This window comes from Buttiauxella sp. JUb87 (genome assembly GCF_004361975.1).
Taxonomy (GTDB): Bacteria; Pseudomonadota; Gammaproteobacteria; order Enterobacterales; family Enterobacteriaceae; genus Buttiauxella; species Buttiauxella ferragutiae.
In genome coordinates this window covers 86,157-106,827 of sequence record NZ_SNVY01000012.1, presented here as the reverse complement: position 1 = coordinate 106,827, position 20,671 = coordinate 86,157, and the positions used below count along the sequence as shown (strand labels likewise).

Below are 20,671 nucleotides of genomic sequence, written 5' to 3'. Positions count from 1 at the left end.
GATATCGGACAGGCAAGAAAGATGGTCAGGGAGTCGGTGGAAATCTACAACACGCGGCGGCCACATCTGTCGCTAAAATACAAAACGCCCGATGAGGTTCATCGGGCGTTGTAAGGCCGAAAAGTGTCAACCTATAGCAGGACTAGTCACTGTGTAAACAATACCTATCAAGCAGCCAGTTTGGCTACCTGTTCCGCCATCTCATCAAGTAACTGGAAACGGCGACGATATTCCGCGCGTTTCTTACTCGCGATGCTCTCAAGTGTTTTACGTTCTAATTGCTGAGGTAATTGCCAGCGCCAGCTATTCTGTTTCACCCCTTCAATTGATTGCCAGAACTCATCATAGCTGGCGTGGAAATGCCGGCCCTTGCTCAAGCGGTAACGCAACGCGCGGAAAACGTGGCCATTATCGCTGACGCCATAAATCCCCGAAATATTCGTCTGGGCGGCAAATTGCCAAATAAACTCCATGATCACGCGTTTAGGGAACAGACCGTGGCAGGCGCGAGTCGCTTGTTTAATCACGTCGTGAGAAATTTGCTTTCTTGGCCCTTGTAAGCCGCCAATCACCAGATGCCATTGGTCGTTTTCACGAATAACGCTAAAAGTCAGGCTGGCGATCACATTTTCATTGCCATCGCGCAACCAAATGGTGCTTTCACCTTCACGCTCGGCGCTTTTTGCGCAGCAGGCGGAAAGGGTAAACTGGCTGTCATCTTTCCCGCAGAACGTGACCAGTTGGGTTTCGGACACTGAGGTTAATACCGCGGCGAGTTGTCGCGAAGGTAATCCGTCCACGAATTGATAATGGCTGATCACCGCATCCGCTCGCTGATTTGCGTTTAAACCGCGAACTAAATACTGGCGATGAGGCTTGCTGGGCAGGGTGACTTGCGCTTTCAACATTTGTTCAAAATCAGAACGCTGCCCAAGCTTTTCAAGCATGCGACATGTTGGTGTGTAGAACAGCGCTGTGCGCAGCATAAATTTGAAGCGGTAACTACGCTTATGCCAAATCGTGCTCGGGAGCAATTTTCCTGCAATGAGGTCTGAAATGATATTTCTGCGTGGTTTGTGCAGATAGGTATTTAGCAGTGTGTTGTCCGACACGGTAATTATCTCCTGATAGATTTGTACTTATTTTAAGCCCTGTTATCTGGAATGGTTATTACCTGCCGGTTTATATTTTTACTTTCGTTTAGAGAATATTTAGGTTTCCTGTGTTTTTTATAATTACATGAATTTATTGTTATTTTTAGTATTCTAACGATATTATTTCTTCCAGGTAAATTTCTGGTGTTTATTATTTAGTGGCGGTTGTAAATTATATTTTTTCTACGATCTGCTATTTGTTTAATTCCTGTATAACATTGAGTGAGTAGCCTCATGGATATCTCACCCCAAAGAAAAAGCTTTCCTTTAAAGCTTGTCGTGTTACGGATACTCCCCGTAAAATCAGACGCATGAATGATTTTAAATCGGACGCCCCCCTCCAGATGCAGATTTTTGTCGAACGACAACAACGTCACGAACGCCTCTGGCTGCTCGCCTTATTTTCCACCATGCTGGGAATGGCTGTATTGAGTCTGTGCGCCGGAGAGCAGTGGTTTTCCCCGCAACACTGGATGCGTGAAGATGCGCAGCTGTTTATCTGGCAGATTCGCATGCCGCGCACCTTAGCTGTTCTGCTGGTCGGGGCGGCACTTGCGGTATCTGGCACCATCATGCAGGCGCTGTTTGAAAATCCATTGGCTGAGCCTGGGCTACTTGGCGTTTCTAATGGCGCGGGGGTGGCGCTAGTGGCTGCGGTGTTGCTTGGGCAAGGGATGCTACCGAGCTGGGCGTTAGGGATCTGCGCAATATTCGGCGCGTTGGTTATCACGTTTATCTTGCTGCGCTTTGCAAAGCGTCACCTTTCAAACAGCCGCCTGCTGCTTGCTGGCGTGGCGTTGGGAATTATCTGTAGCGCTTTAATGACCTGGGCTATCTATTTCAGTACCAGCCTCGATTTGCGTCAGTTAATGTACTGGATGATGGGCGGCTTTGGTGGCGTGGACTGGCGGCAATGGTGGTTGATGATAACTCTGCCACCCGTGATGCTGTGGTTATGTCGCAACTACGCGCCGTTGAATTTAATGGCTCTTGGCGAAATATCGGCTCGCCAGTTGGGCTTACCCGTCTGGCTTTGGCGAAATATTCTGGTGATTACCACCGGATGGCTGGTGGGGGTGAGTGTCGCGCTGGCAGGAGCTATTGGCTTTATCGGCCTCGTTATCCCTCATATGTTACGGCTCAAAGGGTTAACCGATCATCGGATTTTGCTACCCGCGAGCGCACTAGCCGGTGCCACTGTATTACTCGGTGCTGACATTATTGCGCGTCTGGCACTGGCTTCAGCCGAATTACCTATAGGCGTCGTGACGGCAACGTTAGGCGCACCTGTATTTATCTGGCTATTATTAAAGGCTGGGGAAATAACAATCTAAGAGGTCGTAATGCAAGACATTCTAAACACTGAAGTAACCACCATTGACGGTGAAGCGACAACGCTCGAAAACTGGAAAGGGAAAGTGCTACTGCTGGTGAACGTTGCCTCTAAGTGCGGCCTGACAGTGCAATATGAACAATTAGAAAACCTGCAAAAAGAGCTTGGGCACGAAGGTTTCTCGGTGCTGGGTTTCCCATGCAACCAGTTCCTGGGGCAAGAACCGGGTAGCGAAGAAGAGATCAAAACCTTCTGTAGCATGACCTACGGCGTCACATTCCCCATGTTTAGCAAGCTGGACGTTAATGGTGAAAACCGTCATCCACTGTACAAAAAACTGGTTGCCGCCGCACCGGCTGCCGTTGCACCTGAAGGCAGCGGTTTTCTTGAGCGCATGAGCAGCAAAGGCCGCGCACCGGCCCATGTTGGCGATATTCTCTGGAACTTCGAAAAATTCCTGATTGGCCGCGATGGTCAGGTGATTCAACGTTTTTCACCGGATATGACGCCTGATGACGTCACTATTGTTGATGCTATTAAGTCGGCGCTGGCGAAGTAATGACGTTGTTGCAGCTTAATGATGTCGCGGTGGCGGAGCGGCTTGGGCCCATTTCCGCCGCTGTTCAAACGGGCGAACTGGTCCATCTTGTTGGGCCAAATGGCGCGGGCAAAAGCACGTTGCTGATGCGTGCCGCAGGGCTTAGCTCGGGTGCCGGGAAAATTATGTTTGCCGGGAGCAATCTCAGCGACTGGCAGCCAACGCAACTGGCTCAACAGCGTGCTTATCTTTCTCAGCAACAAATGCCGCCATTTTCGATGCCCGTTTGGCATTATCTGCAACTGCACCAGTCAGTCACCCCCTCCGATTCGGTCATGCTCAAGCTGGTCGAAGATTTGGGGCTGGCGGACAAACTCACACGCAGTGTGAACCAGCTTTCGGGTGGGGAATGGCAACGTGTTCGCTTAGCCGCTGTGGTGTTGCAGATTCATCCAGAAATCAACCCGCAGGGGCGTCTGCTGCTACTGGACGAGCCGATGAACAGTCTGGATGTCGCGCAGCAAACCGCATTGGATAGAATCCTGATGGCACTTTGCGAAGCCGGTATCGGCGTGGTCATGAGCAGTCACGATTTAAATCACAGTTTGCGACATGCGCACACCGTCTGGTTATTACGCTCGGGTAAAATGATTGCACAAGGCAATCGGGATGAAGTGCTCTCGCCGCAACATTTAGCAACAGCTTATAACATGCACTTCCGTCGATTGCAGATAGAAGGGCATAGTATGCTAATAGCCCCATTGTAGGTGATGGTGAATACTTGCACCAAATCATGGGAAAGCGCTAAATTACTGGAAATTTTAAAACGGGTGAGGATTAGCCTGAATGCGTTTATGGATAATTGTTGTGGCATGTCTGGTACTCGCAGGGTGTAGCAGCCATGCGCCTCCACCAAATTCTCGTTTGTCCGATTCAATAACGGTTATTGCCAGGCTCAATGATCAACTCAACGGCTGGCGTGGCACTCCCTATAGCTATGGCGGAATGAGCCGCCGTGGTGTCGACTGCTCCGGCTTTGTTTCGGTGACCTTCCGTGACCGCTTCGAGCTACAGCTGCCGCGTGAAACCCGCCAGCAAGCGAAAATCGGCACGCAAATTGATAAAGACGAATTACTGCCAGGCGATCTGGTTTTCTTTAAAACAGGCGCTGGTGAAAGTGGTCTGCACGTGGGGATTTACGACACGGACAACCAATTCATTCATGCCTCAACCAGCCGTGGTGTGATGCGTTCTTCGCTGGATAACGTTTACTGGCGTAAAAAGTTTTGGCAGGCCCGCCGCATCTAGCGCAATTTTCCCAGTCTTAGGGCCAGTCACTGGCCCTAAACGTGACACTCTTCAGCAATTCCGTGGTTAACCCAGGTACAACCCATAATTTCAGGTAATATTTGGCAGCATCACGCCCCCTCGAAAGGATAGTTTATGGTTACTCTGGAAGATGTTGCCGCAAGTGCAGGTGTGTCCCGGGCGACCGTTTCACGCGTGGTGAATGGCGACAACAAAGTCAAAGCGCAGACAAGAGTTAAAGTCGAAGCGGCGATTGTTGAATTGGGTTATACGCCGAATCCGGCGGCTCGCGCCTTAGCCTCAAGCCAAAGTAATACCTTAGGGCTTGTCACTACTTCCTATCGTGGCGGCTTTTTTGGTGCGCTGATGGACACCGTACAGAGTGAAACTGAGTTGCATGGCAAGCAGCTATTGGTGACGCAAGGGCGCGACACCGCAGAGAAGGAGCTAAACGCTATCCAACGCCTGTTTAATCTGCGTTGCGATGGCCTGGTCCTGCACGTGCGCGCCATCAGCGATGAAACGCTTTATCAATTGGCTGAGCGGGATCACAAATTCATTGTTTTAGACCGTGACGTTCCGGGGCTTGAAGAGCGATGTGTGGTGTTTGATCACCGTGCGGCGAGTGCGCTTGCGACTCAAGTGTTTATTGATGCCGGGCACACCTCGATTGCCTGCCTGCATGGTCCGAGCGGGCGTACATCCAGCCTGCTGCGCAAGCAGGGGTTCATGGATGCCATGTCTAAAGCAAAACTGAAACCTGCTGCGGTATTGGGAGGGGAGTACGACATGCCCTCAGGCTACCAACTTACCTCACAACTGCTTGAAAATATTCAGCCTACGGCACTCTATTGTTGCAATGAAGAACTGGCGATAGGTGCGATGCTTGCCATCACCGAACATGGTCTGAGAATTCCCCAGGATATCTCACTTATTTGTTATGACAGCGGTGAACGAGCGCCGTTTGTTCGCCCGGCATTAACCAGTGTTCATTTTCCAATAACCGAAATGGCGAGCTATGCTATCCGGAAATTATTGGATAAGCATTGTGAGAATCAATCGTTTTCTCCGGAGATAATCCACCGAGGTTCCATTCTCCAAATTCGCTAAAACTGGCGATATTGAGATATCCAGGATAATATCATTATCTTCAAAGAAGATTATGATAAAACATTCAGGGATGAACTTGTCTTTAATTACAATAAAATCAATCCAGTTAACGCTGGATGCTCATCGTGTCACGATGCCATCCACCCCATTACCTAAACGGTTGGCATCATGATTCTGAATCTCGATACACAATATCGTTCGGACTTTTATTTTCAGCCGGTTTACTTACCAGACGGTGAGGTGTTAGGCGTTGAACTAATAGTGAATTTTGTTGGGGTTGATGCTCCGGTACGTATTCCAACAGAATTAGTTGCGCCGGTTATTAAATCGGAACAGCAATTAATATTATTCAACGAGCAAATAGAATTACTTGAAAATTATCAAACGTTCTTTAAGACTCAAAGTATCACTGTCTGGGTGAATATAAACGCGGTAATCGTTGATGCAATTTTGGCCGATGCCGGGTTGATTGCACGTCTGGCACAGCTTTCGTTCCTTGAGTTTGCCATCAATGAGAACTTTCCCGAGCTAAATCGCGGTAATGAAAATGTCCGTTTAAAGTCAATTTCTAAGCATTATCCATTAGCGTTGGATAATTTTGGTGCAGGAATTGCGACCAGTAAACCGATCTTTGATGGGCTATTTAAATGTGTATTTATGGATAAAACATTTATTCATAAACAAATTAAACAACGCTCTTTCGAGCCATTTATGTTAGCCATGCTCGCGCAGCTTTCTCCGTTTTGTCAGACTCTGATAATTACCGGAGTTGATGACGAAGCTGCTCGCCAGAAAGTGCTTTCTCTCGCCGCTTTTGCCATGCAAGGAAATCTCTGGCCGGGAATTGCACCTGCAAAGCTGGAAGAGTGGTTTCACCTGAATTCGCCATCTTTGAACTAATACCCCTGCCAACGTGCCGTGTTTAAATCGTCACACAAGCACTACACTATCGGCAGGAGGTTCCATGACCAATAACCCTGAATTTAACAATAGCTGGCACGACGAACTGCCCGGCTTTTACACGGCGTTAAAACCTACGCCGCTGCATAATGCCCGACTATTTTATTATAACCGTCCGCTTGCCAACGATCTGGGGCTTGATGCCTCACTGTTTGACGAATCTCATTCTGGTATCTGGAGCGGCGAAACGCTGCTGCCGGGTATGCAGCCACTCGCGCAGGTTTATAGCGGGCATCAGTTTGGTGTCTGGGCCGGACAACTGGGTGATGGGCGTGGCATTTTGCTGGGTGAGCAGCAACTGGCTGACGGGCGTAAATTTGACTGGCACCTGAAAGGGGCAGGTTTGACACCTTATTCGCGCATGGGCGATGGCCGCGCAGTATTGCGTTCCACCATCCGCGAATTTCTCGCCAGTGAAGCGATGCACGGGCTGAATATTCCCACCACCCGCGCGCTGAGTATTGTGACCAGCGACACGCCGGTGCAACGTGAAACCACCGAACAAGGTGCGATGCTGATCCGTGTGGCGCAAAGCCATGCACGTTTTGGTCACTTCGAGCACTTTTACTACCGCCGTGAGCCACAGAAAGTCCAGCAACTGGCGGATTACGTGATTGCTCATCACTGGCCACAGCTTGTCGATGAAGCGGATAAATATCAGCTTTGGTTCCGTGATGTGGTCGAGCGTACCGCGCAGATGATTGCGCACTGGCAAACTGTCGGTTTCGCACATGGCGTGATGAATACTGACAATATGTCGATTTTGGGTCTGACGATGGATTACGGCCCGTACGGTTTTCTCGACGATTATCAGCCTGACTTTATCTGCAACCATTCCGATCATCAGGGGCGTTACGCATTTGATAATCAGCCTGCCGTGGGGTTGTGGAACCTGCAACGACTGGCGCAAACCCTGTCACCGTTTATTTCAGTTGAATGGCTGAATGAAATTCTCGACCACTATCAGTTCGCCTTGATGAAAGCGTTTGGTGAGTTAATGCGCGGCAAACTGGGCTTGTTGACGGAACAAACGGCGGATAACGAAATCCTCACCGAGTTGTTCGGCCTGATGGCAAAAGAGGGCAGTGATTACACACGGACCTTCAGGATGTTAAGCCTGACCGAGCAACACTCAGCCAGCTCGCCATTGCGCGATGAGTTTATCGACCGTGAGGGTTTTGATAGCTGGTTTACCCGTTACCGGGCGCGTCTGCAAACCGAGCAGATAAGCGACGAACAGCGCCAGCAGATGATGAAAGCCGCCAATCCGTCCGTAGTGTTACGCAACTGGCTGGCTCAGCGCGCCATTGACGCGGCAGAGCAGGGAGATGTGAGTGTTCTGGCGCAGCTGCATGAAACGTTGCAACAACCGTTTGCCGATCATTCGGGCGATGTCACACAGCGCCCACCGGACTGGGGCAAACGGTTAGAGGTGAGTTGTTCGAGTTAGTGAGTTTTAGTTGATCACTGCTTCAACCAAACCTGTGGCACCGGGTGTTCGGGATGACTGAACACCCGCAAATCTGCCTGATACCAATGCTGTAGCGTCGATTCATCCAGCACTTCCTGCGGCGTGCCATTTGCCACCAGCCTCCCTTCATGCAACAACACAATTCGGTCGGCCCATAGCGCGGCCAGATTCAAATCATGCAGCACCACACAAACCGACAGCGTGCCCATCAGCGATAAACGGCGCAACAAACGCAAAATATGTTGCTGATGATACAAATCCAGCGCGGAAGTGGGTTCATCCAAAAACAGCCAGCCATGAGGTTGCCCGTTATGCCACAACTGCGCCAGTGCGCGGGCGAGTTGCACGCGCTGTTGTTCACCACCGGAAAGCTGGCAGAAATCGCGTCCGGCGAGCGCATCGCAACCCGTCAGTGCCATCACTTCCTGCACCACGCTTTTGGTGTCTTTTTCAGGCCAGGGCGCACGTCCCATGGCAATCACGTCTTCTACCGCCCAGCTAAATGCCATCCCGCTACGCTGGCGCATCACCGCACGTTTACGGGATAACGCCTCACCTGACCATTCCGTTATTGCGCGTCCGGCAAGGCTAATTTCACCGTTTTCAGGGGGTTGAAAACCGGTGAGCACCCGTAACAGCGTGGACTTTCCTGCACCGTTTGGGCCGATTAACGCCACCACTTCACCTGCCGTCAACGTCAGATTAATGTCATCGAGCAATTTTCTTGCGCCCAGGCGCAAGGTGACGTTGTGCGCCTGCAAAAGATTAGCCATCACTTTCCCTCTTTTGGCGGAATATCAACGCTAAAAACCACGGGCCACCCAGCAGGCTGGTCAGCAAACCCACCGGCATTTCCGCAGGCGCGACCAGCGTGCGTGCCAGCGTGTCAGCAACCAGCAGTAACATCGCACCAGCTAGCACTGAACCGGGGATCAACCAGCGATGATCGGCACCGAGCCACATCCGTACCAGATGCGGAACCACCAGGCCGACAAAACCTATCACGCCGCTTACCGCCACTGCCGCGGCGACCAATAGCGCGCTTAAAATCAGTAACTGACGTTGGGTTTTTTTGACATCCACACCCAGGTAATGCGCTTCTTCATCGCCAAGCTGCAACAGGTTGAGTCGTTTGGACAGAAACGAAATCACAATTGCCGCTGGAATAATCAACGAGGCGGTTGCCAGTAACGTGGACCACTGCGCTTGCCCCAGGCTACCCATTCCCCACAGCGAGAGTTGGCGCAATTGAGCATCGTTACTGATCCACGATAAAACGCCGACCGCTGCACCGCACAGGGCATTAATGGCGATGCCCACCAACAGCAGGCGAGACAGGCTATTGTTGCCCTGACGGCTGAGGAAGAAAATCACCAGCGTGACGGCAAGGCTGCCGAGAAACGCCGCCATCATCGGTACATATAATACCAACACCACGGGAAGCGCCAACGGTAAAACCACCGAAAATCCGACCGCCAGTGCCGCGCCACTGCTGATGCCGAGTAAACCCGGATCGGCAAGTGGATTGCGAAACAGCCCCTGCATCACGCAGCCTGAAAGTGCCAGTGCGCCGCCAACCAGCGTGGCAAGCAACACGCGCGGCAGGCGAATATTGAGCCAGATATGGCGCAGCGCTTCATCCTGCGCTTGCCATAACACCGCAATGGAAAGGCGCATGGCACCTAAATTAGCAGCAACCAAAGACAGCGCCAGTAACGCCAAAACCATGGCGAACAGCGCGCGTTGGGGCAGGGGCCGGCGTATCAAGGTAGTTGCTCCGCTTTAGTCCGTAACGCAAGAATCGCATCTGGCGTTTGCAGGCCGAAACCGAGCAGCGCCATATCATCGACGATCAACAACTGGCGAGTTTTGCCTGCGGGCGTTTGTGCGAGGCCGGGCAATTTCCAGACATTATCTTCCCCACCCAGCGTTTTCACGCCATCGGCGGTGATCAGAACCAACTGTGGCTGGCTGGCAATCACACCTTCCTGGGACATCGGCTGATAACGTTTGAAACCCTGCATCGCATTTTGCAAACCGGCGGCATGAATGGCGGCATCTGCCGCAGTTTCTTGCCCAGCGGCCATCGCAGTCATCCCGCCGTGGCTCATGATAAACAGCACTTTTACCGGCAGTGGTTTTTCAGGAATCGACGCCAGTTTGCTGTGCACTTGTTGGCGTAAAGCCGCACCCTGCGTCGTTTTCCCCATCGCCTGAGCGACCGCATCAATTTTCTCATCGATGCCTGCCAGCGAGTTATTCGCTGGAATGGTCACCACTTTGACTTTGCTACTGGCGACTTGCTCCAGTGCCAGCGATGGTTTGGCCTGCGCGCTTGCCAGCACCAGCGTTGGGCGCATGGCCAGAATGCCTTCGGCATTGAGCTGGCGCATGTACCCCACGTCCGGCAGTTTGGTCGCGGCTGCCGGATGCAGACTGGTGCTGTCACGAGCGACCAGTTGGCCACCCGTTCCCAGAGCAAAGGCGATTTCCGTCACATCGCCGCCAATTGTCACTACTCGTTGATTGGCGGCGGCCATTGCCGATAACACAATCGCTGGCAAGGCAAACAGGGCAATTAACCTGCGTTTCATGCAGCCAGCCCTTTGCTTACCAGCGCTTCTAATTGGCTGCGCCATTGTTGCTGCTCTGGCTCACCTTCGGTGCGTTGGCCGTACAGTTGGGCGATTTGCGTGCCGTCGGCGGCAAATAACTCCAGGCTGGTCACGAAACCATCACCACTTGGTTTACGGGTTACCCAGCTTTCCGCAATGGTGTCGCCCAGTAAATGCAACGTGAATTGTGGATTGAAGATGTTAATCCAGTTATCCATCGGCACCACTTTTTCCACCACACCGGTGAAAATCTGCACCGCGCCACGGTTGCCAACAAACACCATGATTTCGTTTTGGTCTTGTTTGGCTTTTGCCAGTAGTTGCGCCAGAGCGTTGTTATCAACCTGGCAGGCCAGATCCTCCGCAACCAGACGGAACGCCTGCTGACGTGTCAGCTGGTGGCGTTTGAGCAAACTAAAGAACTGATGCACATCGTTCATGCTGCGCCATTCGGCTTCCACCTGGCGGCCATCCACCGTCGGCGTCATCACCACTTCTTCTGGTGCCTGCAACTCAAGCGCTGGGTTATCGGCATAGATAAACTTCGCCAGCACATCGCCCCAGGCGCTGAAATCCGTATTGTCGGTGGTGTAAACCTTCAGTAGAGCATCGCCCTGACGGTCAAAGAACTGCACGCTTTGGCGTTCGCCACGGGCGGTTTCTTCACGAACGTGGAAGGCCAACGCCCATTGATTCAGGAACAGGCGCAAATCCAGCGCGCGTGGGTTCAGAACCAGGCCCGCGTGGCCGTGCAGTTGCTGGTTTTCAAAACGCCCGATGTGCTCATGTACTGCATATTCGTTGCGGCAAATGGATTTGATTTCACCGACGCTTTCCAGCGAAGTGAGAATATCGCGGATCTCGCCTTTTAAGCGCCAGGCATCATGCCCGACGCGGGCATGAGTCAGTTCGGCTTCACTGATATTCATCAGTTTTGCGATGTCACGGGCATATTTTTTCGGGTGCTGTTGTTTGAGCTGTAACCAGTTTTCATAATGCTGAGTCATATCGTTTCCTTACCATTGATAACTAACAAAGATTTTGCCGTTACGGCCATCTTGAGGGATCCCCTGCGGCGACCAGTATTCCTTGTCAAAGGCGTTACCCAGCACCAGGGAAGTCGTCAGCCCGCGCAACTGCTGTTGGCCTTTATAGCTGACGTAGAAATCGTTGACGCCGTAACCTGGCTGTTCACTGTATTCACTGCTGACATGCGTTGAACGCGCGGCAAAGGTGCCAATCCAGCCAACTGAGAAGCCGCTTTCGGCTACCGGAACGTCGAGAATGCTGGTTACGGTGTCCGGGTTCAGGCTGGAAATCCACTCGCCAGTATCTTCGTCTTTGCCCTGGGTACGGTTATAGGCGAGATCGAGGTTGAACCAGCTGTTGGTGTATTTCGCGGTCATATCCCAACCCCAGATTTTGGCGTTAGGGACGTTATAGGACATGGTGGTCGCTTTGGCGAAATCGACAGTCGTTGAGATGTAGTCTTCGGCTCGGGTGCCGAAGTAGCTCGCTTTGAACTCCAGCCCGTCGTCAGCCAGCATCAAATCGTCGAAGCGCAAGCCAAAACCAACTTCCTGGGTGGCGTTGGTTTCCGGGCGCAGATTGGGGTTCGGTACCCAATAGTTGGTGTAACGCGAGCCAATCGAGAAATGTTTGGCATCGTTATACATTTCGCCCATGGTTGGAGCGCGGAATGCCTGAGCGTAAGAGCCAAATAGCATCAACCAGTCGGTTGGCGTGATGGAAAGTGCCGCGCGGGACGACCATTTGTCAGCATTGACATCGTCGTAGCCATCGCTGCTGCCGCTGTAATTGTCATAACGCGTACCGGCTAAAATGGACACTGGCAGGTCGCGCAGCGTAATTTCATCCTGCAACCAGCCTGAACCGAAATCGATATTGGCTTGCGGGAAGCCGGTGGTATTACCGCCTGGCTCCTGATCCTGGCGGTAATATTCACCGCCGTAAGTCAGCAAATGTGCGGCGAAGCTGTCAGTAAACAGGCGGCTGCGGTTTTCCAGTTTTGCGCCGCTGGTGGTTTGCTTGCGGAATTCAGCCCCGTCGGTTTGGCCCTGGGCATTGATGCGCGCTTCAGACCAGTAAGCGGTGGCATCGGCATTCAGCCAGTCACTTTGCTCTGGCCCAATGTGATATTTCAACTGCGCATCACGCTGTATTGTTGAGCGATCCACCATCGGGTTGCTCGGATCAGCCGTGGTGACCTGTGGGTTTTTCGGTTCCTGAGCGGCGTTATTGTAGTAACGCAATGAACCGGCCAGAGACTGCGCAGGGTCGATGAACCAGGTGCCTTTGGTCAGGAAGTTATTAATGCTTTCGTCGTTCGGCGCAGTTTCGCCATTGCTTTGGTTGATGTCACCACGGTCGCGGCTTGACCAGGAAACCAGGCCATCAAAGTTATCGGTGCGACCGAAAGCGCTGGCGCCCATTCCGACGCTATGATCGCCGGTTCCACCGGTGCCAAACACACGGTAACCGCTGTTTTGGCCTTCATACAGCAAATCGCTGGCATTCACTGTTTGGTAAGAAATGACGCCGCCCAGTGCGCCGCTGCCATATAACAGAGCCGCAGGGCCACGTACCACTTCGATTCGTTTGATTAACGCAGGATCAAGGAATGTGCTGTTGAGGTGCCCGGTGTCAGTCCCCTGGCGAACTCCGTCAACCAGCATTAATACGCCACGGCGGTCATAACCACGCATGCTTACATCCTGGCCGTTTGTGCGCCCGGAACCGGAAACGGTGATCCCTGGAACTTTACGTAACATATCGGCGGCGGAAGAAGAGGTTTGGCCTTCAGGGGTATCGGCATCAATGATGGTGACCATCATTGGCGCTTCAAAAGTGCTGCGTTCATTACCGGTAGCCACCACCGTCATTTGGTCATCTTTCGCGAAAGTGGGCAGGGCAGTAAATACCGCAACAGTCAGTAATGACAGACGGAAGCCGACTGTGTGTAAAGCAGGCATGCGTAAATCTCCATAGGAAAATTTAAAATCGCTGGCTGCCTTGGGAACACCTGGGTGGCTTGCGTAATTTATGTTTTATAAACCCTAAATAATTCGAGTTGTAGGAAGGCGGCAAGGGAGCTTATCCCCAGGAGCTTACATAAGTAAGTGACTGGGGGAAGTGAGTGCAGCCAACGCGCCTACAGCTTGAAATATGACGGGTTTTATTTGGTCAGGATTAACTTTCCTGCCTGGGTCTGACGTAATTGGTATTGCTGGCCTTCGTGAACAATCACCACGCGTCCGTCAGGGCCGAGTAACAACTTGCTGTCTATCTGGCGGGGAACGGCCGCAGATTGCGGATTCGTAGCAGTGAAGTTTTTTTCCATGTATCACTCGATATACAAATGACAATCAATCCAACAATGATAATCATTATCAATAAACTATGTTTCGCCATCAAGTGTTATTTGTAGGAAATTTGTGAATAGATCAATTTTGAGCGAACGAGAGAGTTTAAAGAAATGTCGGGGGTCGCTAACGCTAGCCCGACCTACAGAAAGGCAGTTGTTGGGTGGATAAGCACAAGCGCCATCCACCAAAATATCAGAAGCGGCTATCTGTCGCGTCAGCCAGCATATCGAGCAGCGTTTTGGTGTCTTCCCAATTCAGGCAAGGGTCGGTAATCGACTGACCATAAACCAATGGTTGCCCGGCAACGATTTTTTGCGTGCCTTCCTGAATGAAACTTTCAGCCATCACACCAGCAATAGCGCGTGAACCGTTACGAATCTGGTTGCAAACGTCTTCACAGACTTCCAGCTGGCGGCGATGCTGTTTTTGGCAGTTGCCGTGGCTGAAGTCGATAACCAATTGCTCTGGTAAATCAAATTCGTGCAGGCTATCGCATGCCGCAGAAATATCCGCTGCGTGGTAGTTTGGCTGTTTGCCACCGCGCATGATGATATGGCCGTACGGGTTGCCACTGGTTTGGTAAATAGTCATCTGGCCGTGTTTATCCGGCGACAGGAACATATGGCTGGCGCGGGCGGCACGAATCGCATCAACCGCAATACGCGTATTACCGTCGGTGCCATTTTTGAAACCAACCGGGCAAGAAAGGGCAGACGCCATTTCACGGTGGATCTGGCTCTCCGTGGTACGCGCACCAATCGCCCCCCAGCTAATCAAATCGGCAATATACTGGCCGATCACCATATCGAGGAATTCAGTTGCCGTTGGAACACCTAACTCGTTGACCTGCAACAGCAAACGGCGCGCCTGCTCAATGCCATGGTTCACGCGATAGCTGCCGTTCAAATCAGGATCGGAAATTAAACCTTTCCAGCCCACTACGGTGCGCGGTTTTTCGAAATAAGTCCGCATCACGATTTCAAGGCGATGCTGATGTTGTTCACGCGCGGCTTGTAAACGGCGGGCGTAATCCATTGCCGCATCCAGGTCATGGATTGAGCAAGGGCCAACTATCACCAGCAGGCGATTATCTTCGCCATTAAGGATTTTTTCGATACGACGACGGGAGGCTGTTACGTTTTGTGCGACTTGTGGGGACACAGCCAAACGCTGTGCCAGTTCCGCAGGTGTAACCAGACTGTCGATGCGCGCAGTGCGCAATTCATCTGTTTTATTCATTGGGTGTCTCAGAAATTTTGTCTTCAGCTCGGCAAAAGTACCGGGAAGTGATGGCAGTCACGATAAACCAATTTATGTTGAATTCAACCGTCAACTGAATCGTGACCACCAGATTGCGTAAAGCCTATCATACAAAATCGCACCCTTGCACTAGTTTGTTAGTACATGCGGCGATTCAACCCCATGATGTCGAGGATTTTGGTTGCCATCTCTTCAACTGAGTAATTAGTACTGTTGAGATAGCGGATTTGGTTCTTACGAAACAGGGCTTCCACTTCTGCCACTTCAAGGCGGCATTGACGCATTGACGCATAGCGGCTGTTTTCACGGCGCTCCTCACGAATAGCCGCGAGGCGTTCGGGATTGATAGTCAGGCCAAACAATTTGTGTTGCAGTGGTTTCAGTACTGCAGGCAATTGGATGTTATCCATATCGTCGGCGATGAACGGATAGTTTGCTGCCCGAATGCCAAACTGCATGGCGAGGTATAAACTGGTTGGCGTTTTCCCGCAGCGTGATACGCCCAGCAAGATAACCTGCGCCTGATCGAGATTGCGCATCGAAATGCCATCATCGTGGGCAAGTGTGTAATCAATGGCCGCAATACGCGCATCATATTTGATTAAATTACCCGGATTCAGACCGTGGGTCCGATGGGCAATAGGCGTCGGTTCAAGTTTCAATTCTTGCTGTAACGGGGCGACCAGCGCCTGCACGATATCCTGACAAAAACCCTCACTTTGCAAAATAATGTCACGAATTTCCGGTAAAACGATGGAATAAAACACCAGCGGACGCACGCCAGATTGCTGGTAAATCGCATTGATTTGTTCTCTCACGGCGTTCGCGCGGCTGACGTTTTCGACAAACGGCAGCGTGATACTGTTAATGGCGACCGGAAACTGTGACATCACCGCATGCCCAAGCACTTCGGCGGTGATAGCGGTACCATCGGAGATATAAAAAACTTGCCTGTCTACTGTGCTATCCATTTTTCAATCCTGTCAGTGGTAACTCTGATAAGTGACGACTTCTGGCTGAAGCATAAATTAAAACTTCCCCTCATGGATCAATCTCAATTCATTTTTAAAACTGAAACGTGGTTTTTATTTTTAATGAAATGAGTGGTTCATTTTTATTATCAGCTTAAACCATTATTAATATAGGGTTTAAATTAAGAATCAATAAGTTATGTGAAAAGTAAATAAATCTTAAAATTTCAAATTTTTATTTTGCTTGATCGATTCACCGGTTTCATTCCTGTGAGTAATTATGCCAATCTAAAAGGGATGTAATGTGTTTCTGGTACCCATTCATATATCACAAAAAGGATTGTTTCGATGTCCAACTCGTCACCGCTGGTGCTTTGGTACAACCAACTTGGCATGAATGATGTAGACAGGGTCGGGGGCAAAAATGCCTCTCTGGGTGAAATGATTACCAACCTTTCAGGTATGGGTGTTTCCGTGCCGAATGGTTTTGCCACCACGGCCGAGGCGTTTAACTTCTTTCTTGACCAAAGTGGCGTGAACCAGCGTATCTATGAACTGCTGGATAAAACGGATATTGACGATGTCACCGAGCTTGCAAAAGCGGGTGCGCAAATCCGCCAATGGATAATCGACACGCCTTTCCAGCCAGAGCTGGAAAAAGCCATTCACGATGCCTACGAACAACTTTCCTCTGACGATGCTGACGCTTCTTTCGCAGTGCGTTCCTCTGCGACAGCCGAAGATATGCCGGATGCGTCGTTTGCCGGACAACAAGAAACTTTCCTCAACGTGCAAGGGTATGACGCGGTGTTGGTTGCCGTAAAACACGTCTTTGCTTCGCTGTTTAATGACCGTGCGATCTCTTACCGCGTGCATCAGGGCTACGACCACCGTGGCGTGGCGCTTTCTGCTGGCGTGCAGCGCATGGTGCGTTCTGACCTCGCGTCCTCGGGCGTGATGTTCTCCATCGATACCGAATCAGGTTTCGACCAGGTGGTATTTATTACCTCCGCTTATGGCCTTGGCGAAATGGTAGTGCAGGGCGCAGTCAACCCGGACGAATTCTACGTTCACAAACCGACTTTGGCGGCGGGGCGTCCTTCGATTGTGCGCCGCAACATGGGCTCGAAAAAAATCCGTATGATTTACGCACCTAGCCAGGAACATGGCAAACAGGTTCGTATTGAAGATGTTCCGCAAGCGTTGTGCGACCAGTTCTCCATCACGGCGGATGAAGTGCAGGAGCTGGCGAAACAAGCGATACAAATTGAGAAACACTATGGCCGTCCGATGGATATCGAATGGGCTAAAGATGGGCACACCGGCAAGCTGTTTATTGTGCAGGCACGTCCAGAAACGGTGCGTTCTCAGGGCCAGGTCATGGAGCGTTATCAGTTACACGCTCAGGGCAAAATTGTCGCTGAAGGGCGCGCCATCGGCCATCGCATCGGCGCGGGTCCGGTCAAAGTGATCCACGATATTAGTGAGATGAACCGTATTCAGCCGGGTGATGTGTTAGTCACCGACATGACCGACCCGGACTGGGAACCGATCATGAAAAAGGCGGCGGCGATTGTCACTAACCGTGGCGGACGTACCTGTCACGCGGCAATCATTGCCCGTGAGCTGGGTATTCCGGCGGTAGTGGGTTGTGGCGACGCGACTGAGCGCATGAGCGAGGGGCAGAACGTCACGGTTTCTTGTGCTGAAGGCGATACCGGCTACGTCTATGCCGAACTGCTGGATTTCAGCGTGAAAAGTTCTACCGTCGACACCATGCCGGATCTGCCGTTGAAAATCATGATGAACGTCGGTAACCCGGATCGTGCCTTTGATTTTGCCTGCTTGCCAAACGAAGGCGTAGGGCTGGCACGTCTGGAGTTCATCATCAACCGTATGATTGGCGTGCATCCGCGTGCATTGCTGGAATTCGACCAGCAAGAGCCTGCATTGCAAAGCGAAATCCGCGAGATGATGAAAGGCTACGACGATCCGGTTGAGTTTTACGTCGGTCGTCTAACTGAAGGGATTGCCACATTGGGCGCGGCATTCTGGCCGAAGCGCGTGATTGTGCGTCTGTCTGATTTCAAATCTAACGAATACGCCAACCTGGTAGGCGGCGAGCGTTATGAGCCGGAAGAAGAAAACCCAATGCTCGGTTTCCGTGGCGCGGGTCGTTATGTATCCGATAGTTTCCGTGAATGCTTCGCGCTGGAATGCGCCGCCATGAAACGCGTGCGTAACGAAATGGGCCTGACGAACGTCGAAGTGATGGTGCCGTTTGTGCGTACCGTCGCGCAGGCTAAAGCCGTGGTGGAAGAACTGGAACGTCAGGGGCTGAAACGCGGTGAGAACGGCCTGAAAATCATCATGATGTGTGAGATCCCATCCAACGCCTTGCTGGCCGATGAGTTCTTGCAATATTTCGATGGTTTCTCGATTGGTTCAAACGACATGACCCAGTTGGCATTGGGGCTGGACCGCGACTCTGGCGTGGTTTCCGAACTGTTTGACGAGCGCAACGACGCGGTAAAAGCACTGCTGTCGATGGCTATCAAAGCGGCGAAGAAACAAGGTAAATACGTCGGTATCTGTGGGCAAGGCCCGTCTGACCATGAAGATTTTGCGGTGTGGTTGATGGAACAGGGGATTGATAGTCTTTCTCTGAATCCGGATACCGTGGTGCAAACCTGGTTGAGTCTGGCAGAAGCGAATAAGTAAAAAAAAGGCTCCTCATTGTTGAGGAGCCTTTAATATTTGTAGGTCGGATAAGTTGTAGGGTGGCTAAGCGCCAGCGTCATCCACCATTGTCGTCGATTATGTCGGGGGCGCTGCGCTTGCCCGACCTACCAATCGTTTATTACAAGGCTTTTGGCGTCATCACGCCAGTGACTTCACTTTCACTCTGGAACTTGCCGACACGCAGGTCGCTCACAATACTGTTCATTCTCTCTTCAGTTAACTTGTAATAACGAATCGAGATAGCGGTAATTAAGTAGAAAATAGCCGGTAACACAGTAAACAGAATCAGTACGCCACGCACGGCCTCGGCTGATTGTTGTTCCACACCCGCCTGATAACCAAACCACGCAAGACCCCAACCGGTTAACGCACCACCAATCGCTACACCCAATTTAATGATGAAGATATTTGCCGCAACGTTCATACCGGTAATACGGCGTTGGGTTTTCCATTCACCATAGTTATTAGCATCGGTAATCATTGACCATTGCAGTGGAGCATTAATACCTTGCAGGATATTAAGCACGATATGCACCAGGAAAGCCGGTATCCAATATTCGGTTGGTAACACCAGGAATAATAACCCGATCACCGCACTGAGCACGTTTACCCATATTGAGGCGCGGATCTTACACATCCAGCTACCCAATTGTTTAGCAAACAGGCTGCCAAATACCGCCGCGATAGTCGTTGCCAGCATAAACATCGAAATAATGCCGCTGCCTTGATGAAGGATATATTGCACGAAATAGACCAGCAGGCTGCCACGAACCACGACACCACACAACATCGCAAGGTTATAAACCGACAGAATACGCCATTGGTCGTTCTTTAATAAGATTTTCACGTCGCGCAGGATATTCAGGTTTTCTTCTTTGACCGGCGTAATACGTTCACGGGTGGTGGCAAAGCACACCAGGAACATCAGGCAGCCAATCACACCGAAGATCCCCATTGCCCACTGCATGCCAACGGCTCTGTCACCCGGCGAAATAAAATCAGCCAGTGGCAGAATCAACGCTGTACCCATCGCACCACCAATTGGCGCAATGGCAAAACGCCAGGATTGCAGGGACAGGTTTTCTTGTGGATCCGACGTAATCGCCGCACCTAAAGAGCAATAAGGAATATTTATTGCGGTATACATTATTGTCATGAATATATAAGCCAGAACGGCGTAAACAATTTTACCGGTCTGCGAGAAATCAGGTGTTGAATAAACCAGCACACAACTGACGGCGAAAGGAACACAAATAATCAATAACCAGGGGCGGAATCTCCCCCAACGGGTTTTGGTCTGGTCGGCAATCGCACCCATGATAGGATCGGTAATAGCATCCAGTACCCGGACGACTAAAAATAATGTCCCCATTACCGCCGGGGGCAAACCATAAATATTGGTATAAAAATAAGCCAGAATGGCGACCGAAGAATCAAACACGATGTGACTTGCCGCATCACCTAGTCCAAAACCCATTTTTTCTTTGTTGGTAATTTTTTCTGTAAGCACCGACATGTATTCACCTTTATTAAGAGCCGGAATATAGACCTCGCGGATAGCACTAGTTATAAATTGTGAATCTGAGCAGGAGTATTGTAATTTTTCATTTGTGTTTTATGTTTCTTATCAAATGTGACGGGGGTATCTCTTATCGCCTCGGCTTCGTCCTGAAAGCCTCATTTTTCTGGCATATTTTTGAATTACGTCACACTTATGGCTAAAAACCAAAAAACGTAATCTTGCGGGTTATTCTGACAATTGTTTGCCTCTTCAGTCATCACTCATATTGATACTTTCGCAAACCGCTGAACTCGAAAGGGGA

18 protein-coding genes and 1 pseudogene are annotated in these 20,671 nt (G+C 51.0%); 9 read left to right on the top strand and 10 right to left on the bottom strand.

What is annotated here, in order from left to right; all coding sequences use genetic code 11:
- Nucleotides 1-137 (top strand): annotated as a pseudogene (locus EC843_RS22835) (integrase core domain-containing protein); the annotation flags it as partial.
- 30 nt (nt 138-167) lie between these two features.
- On the opposite strand, the gene EC843_RS22830 reads toward EC843_RS22835, so the two are convergent.
- The gene (locus EC843_RS22830; RefSeq protein WP_133523109.1) at nt 168-1,112 is read right to left on the bottom strand and encodes a VirK/YbjX family protein; all 945 of its coding nucleotides are present in this window, start codon (nt 1,110-1,112) and stop codon (nt 168-170) included.
- Nucleotides 1,113-1,498: 386 nt separating this feature from the next.
- On the opposite strand from EC843_RS22830, the gene btuC reads away from it, so the two are divergent.
- The 7 genes from btuC to selO all read left to right on the top strand — a co-directional run bounded on the left by btuC (nt 1,499) and on the right by selO (nt 7,853).
- Nucleotides 1,499-2,488, top strand: a complete 990-nt coding sequence (btuC, locus tag EC843_RS22825) for a vitamin B12 ABC transporter permease BtuC (protein WP_133523108.1) — start codon at nt 1,499-1,501, stop codon at nt 2,486-2,488.
- 9 nt (nt 2,489-2,497) lie between these two features.
- Nucleotides 2,498-3,046, top strand: a complete 549-nt coding sequence (locus EC843_RS22820) for a glutathione peroxidase (protein WP_133523107.1) — start codon at nt 2,498-2,500, stop codon at nt 3,044-3,046.
- A complete protein-coding gene (gene btuD / locus EC843_RS22815; protein ID WP_133523106.1) occupies nt 3,046-3,792 on the top strand; it encodes a vitamin B12 ABC transporter ATP-binding protein BtuD in 747 nt (248 codons plus the stop codon). The genes EC843_RS22820 and btuD overlap by 1 nt, the downstream gene beginning before the upstream one ends.
- 79 nt (nt 3,793-3,871) lie before the next feature.
- A complete protein-coding gene (locus EC843_RS22810) occupies nt 3,872-4,333 on the top strand; it encodes an NlpC/P60 family protein (protein WP_064547515.1) in 462 nt (153 codons plus the stop codon).
- Between the two features lie 135 nt (nt 4,334-4,468).
- Complete coding sequence (locus EC843_RS22805; protein ID WP_064547512.1) at nt 4,469-5,443, top strand: LacI family DNA-binding transcriptional regulator; 975 nt, start codon at nt 4,469-4,471, stop codon at nt 5,441-5,443.
- A 168-nt stretch (nt 5,444-5,611) separates the two neighbouring features.
- The gene (locus EC843_RS22800; RefSeq protein WP_133523105.1) at nt 5,612-6,343 is read left to right on the top strand and encodes an EAL domain-containing protein; all 732 of its coding nucleotides are present in this window, start codon (nt 5,612-5,614) and stop codon (nt 6,341-6,343) included.
- A 64-nt stretch (nt 6,344-6,407) separates the two neighbouring features.
- Nucleotides 6,408-7,853, top strand: a complete 1,446-nt coding sequence (gene selO / locus EC843_RS22795; RefSeq protein WP_121815508.1) for a protein adenylyltransferase SelO — start codon at nt 6,408-6,410, stop codon at nt 7,851-7,853.
- A 14-nt stretch (nt 7,854-7,867) separates the two neighbouring features.
- Here selO and EC843_RS22790 read toward each other — a convergent pair whose 3' ends face one another.
- From EC843_RS22790 to EC843_RS22755, 8 genes are all read right to left on the bottom strand, one after another.
- Entirely contained in the window at nt 7,868-8,647 is a 780-nt protein-coding gene (locus EC843_RS22790; protein WP_133523104.1) for a heme ABC transporter ATP-binding protein, read from the bottom strand.
- Nucleotides 8,640-9,602, bottom strand: coding sequence for an iron ABC transporter permease (locus EC843_RS22785; protein ID WP_133523111.1), 963 nt, complete (start codon nt 9,600-9,602; stop codon nt 8,640-8,642). Before EC843_RS22785 ends, EC843_RS22790 begins: the two co-directional genes overlap by 8 nt.
- 35 nt (nt 9,603-9,637) lie before the next feature.
- On the bottom strand, nt 9,638-10,468 hold the full coding sequence (locus EC843_RS22780) for a hemin ABC transporter substrate-binding protein (RefSeq protein WP_133523103.1): 831 nt from the start codon (nt 10,466-10,468) through the stop codon (nt 9,638-9,640).
- Nucleotides 10,465-11,496 carry a ChuX/HutX family heme-like substrate-binding protein gene (locus EC843_RS22775; protein WP_133523102.1) on the bottom strand — a complete coding sequence of 344 codons (1,032 nt, stop codon included), beginning with the start codon at nt 11,494-11,496 and terminating at the stop codon, nt 10,465-10,467. Before EC843_RS22775 ends, EC843_RS22780 begins: the two co-directional genes overlap by 4 nt.
- 9 nt (nt 11,497-11,505) lie before the next feature.
- A complete protein-coding gene (locus EC843_RS22770) occupies nt 11,506-13,482 on the bottom strand; it encodes a TonB-dependent hemoglobin/transferrin/lactoferrin family receptor (RefSeq protein ID WP_064547500.1) in 1,977 nt (658 codons plus the stop codon).
- A gap of 203 nt (nt 13,483-13,685) precedes the next feature.
- The gene (hemP, locus tag EC843_RS22765) at nt 13,686-13,850 is read right to left on the bottom strand and encodes a hemin uptake protein HemP (RefSeq protein WP_064547497.1); all 165 of its coding nucleotides are present in this window, start codon (nt 13,848-13,850) and stop codon (nt 13,686-13,688) included.
- A 217-nt stretch (nt 13,851-14,067) separates the two neighbouring features.
- The gene (gene aroH, locus EC843_RS22760; protein ID WP_064547495.1) at nt 14,068-15,114 is read right to left on the bottom strand and encodes a 3-deoxy-7-phosphoheptulonate synthase AroH; all 1,047 of its coding nucleotides are present in this window, start codon (nt 15,112-15,114) and stop codon (nt 14,068-14,070) included.
- 158 nt (nt 15,115-15,272) lie between these two features.
- Nucleotides 15,273-16,106: a pyruvate, water dikinase regulatory protein gene (locus EC843_RS22755; protein ID WP_064547494.1), complete on the bottom strand. Its 834-nt coding sequence runs from the start codon at nt 16,104-16,106 to the stop codon at nt 15,273-15,275.
- A gap of 348 nt (nt 16,107-16,454) precedes the next feature.
- On the opposite strand from EC843_RS22755, the gene ppsA reads away from it, so the two are divergent.
- Nucleotides 16,455-18,827 carry a phosphoenolpyruvate synthase gene (gene ppsA, locus EC843_RS22750; protein ID WP_133523101.1) on the top strand — a complete coding sequence of 791 codons (2,373 nt, stop codon included), beginning with the start codon at nt 16,455-16,457 and terminating at the stop codon, nt 18,825-18,827.
- Between the two features lie 139 nt (nt 18,828-18,966).
- On the opposite strand, the gene EC843_RS22745 is transcribed toward ppsA, so the two are convergent.
- Entirely contained in the window at nt 18,967-20,364 is a 1,398-nt protein-coding gene (locus EC843_RS22745; RefSeq protein ID WP_064547491.1) for a glycoside-pentoside-hexuronide (GPH):cation symporter, read from the bottom strand.
- Between the last annotated feature and the right edge of the window lie 307 nt (nt 20,365-20,671).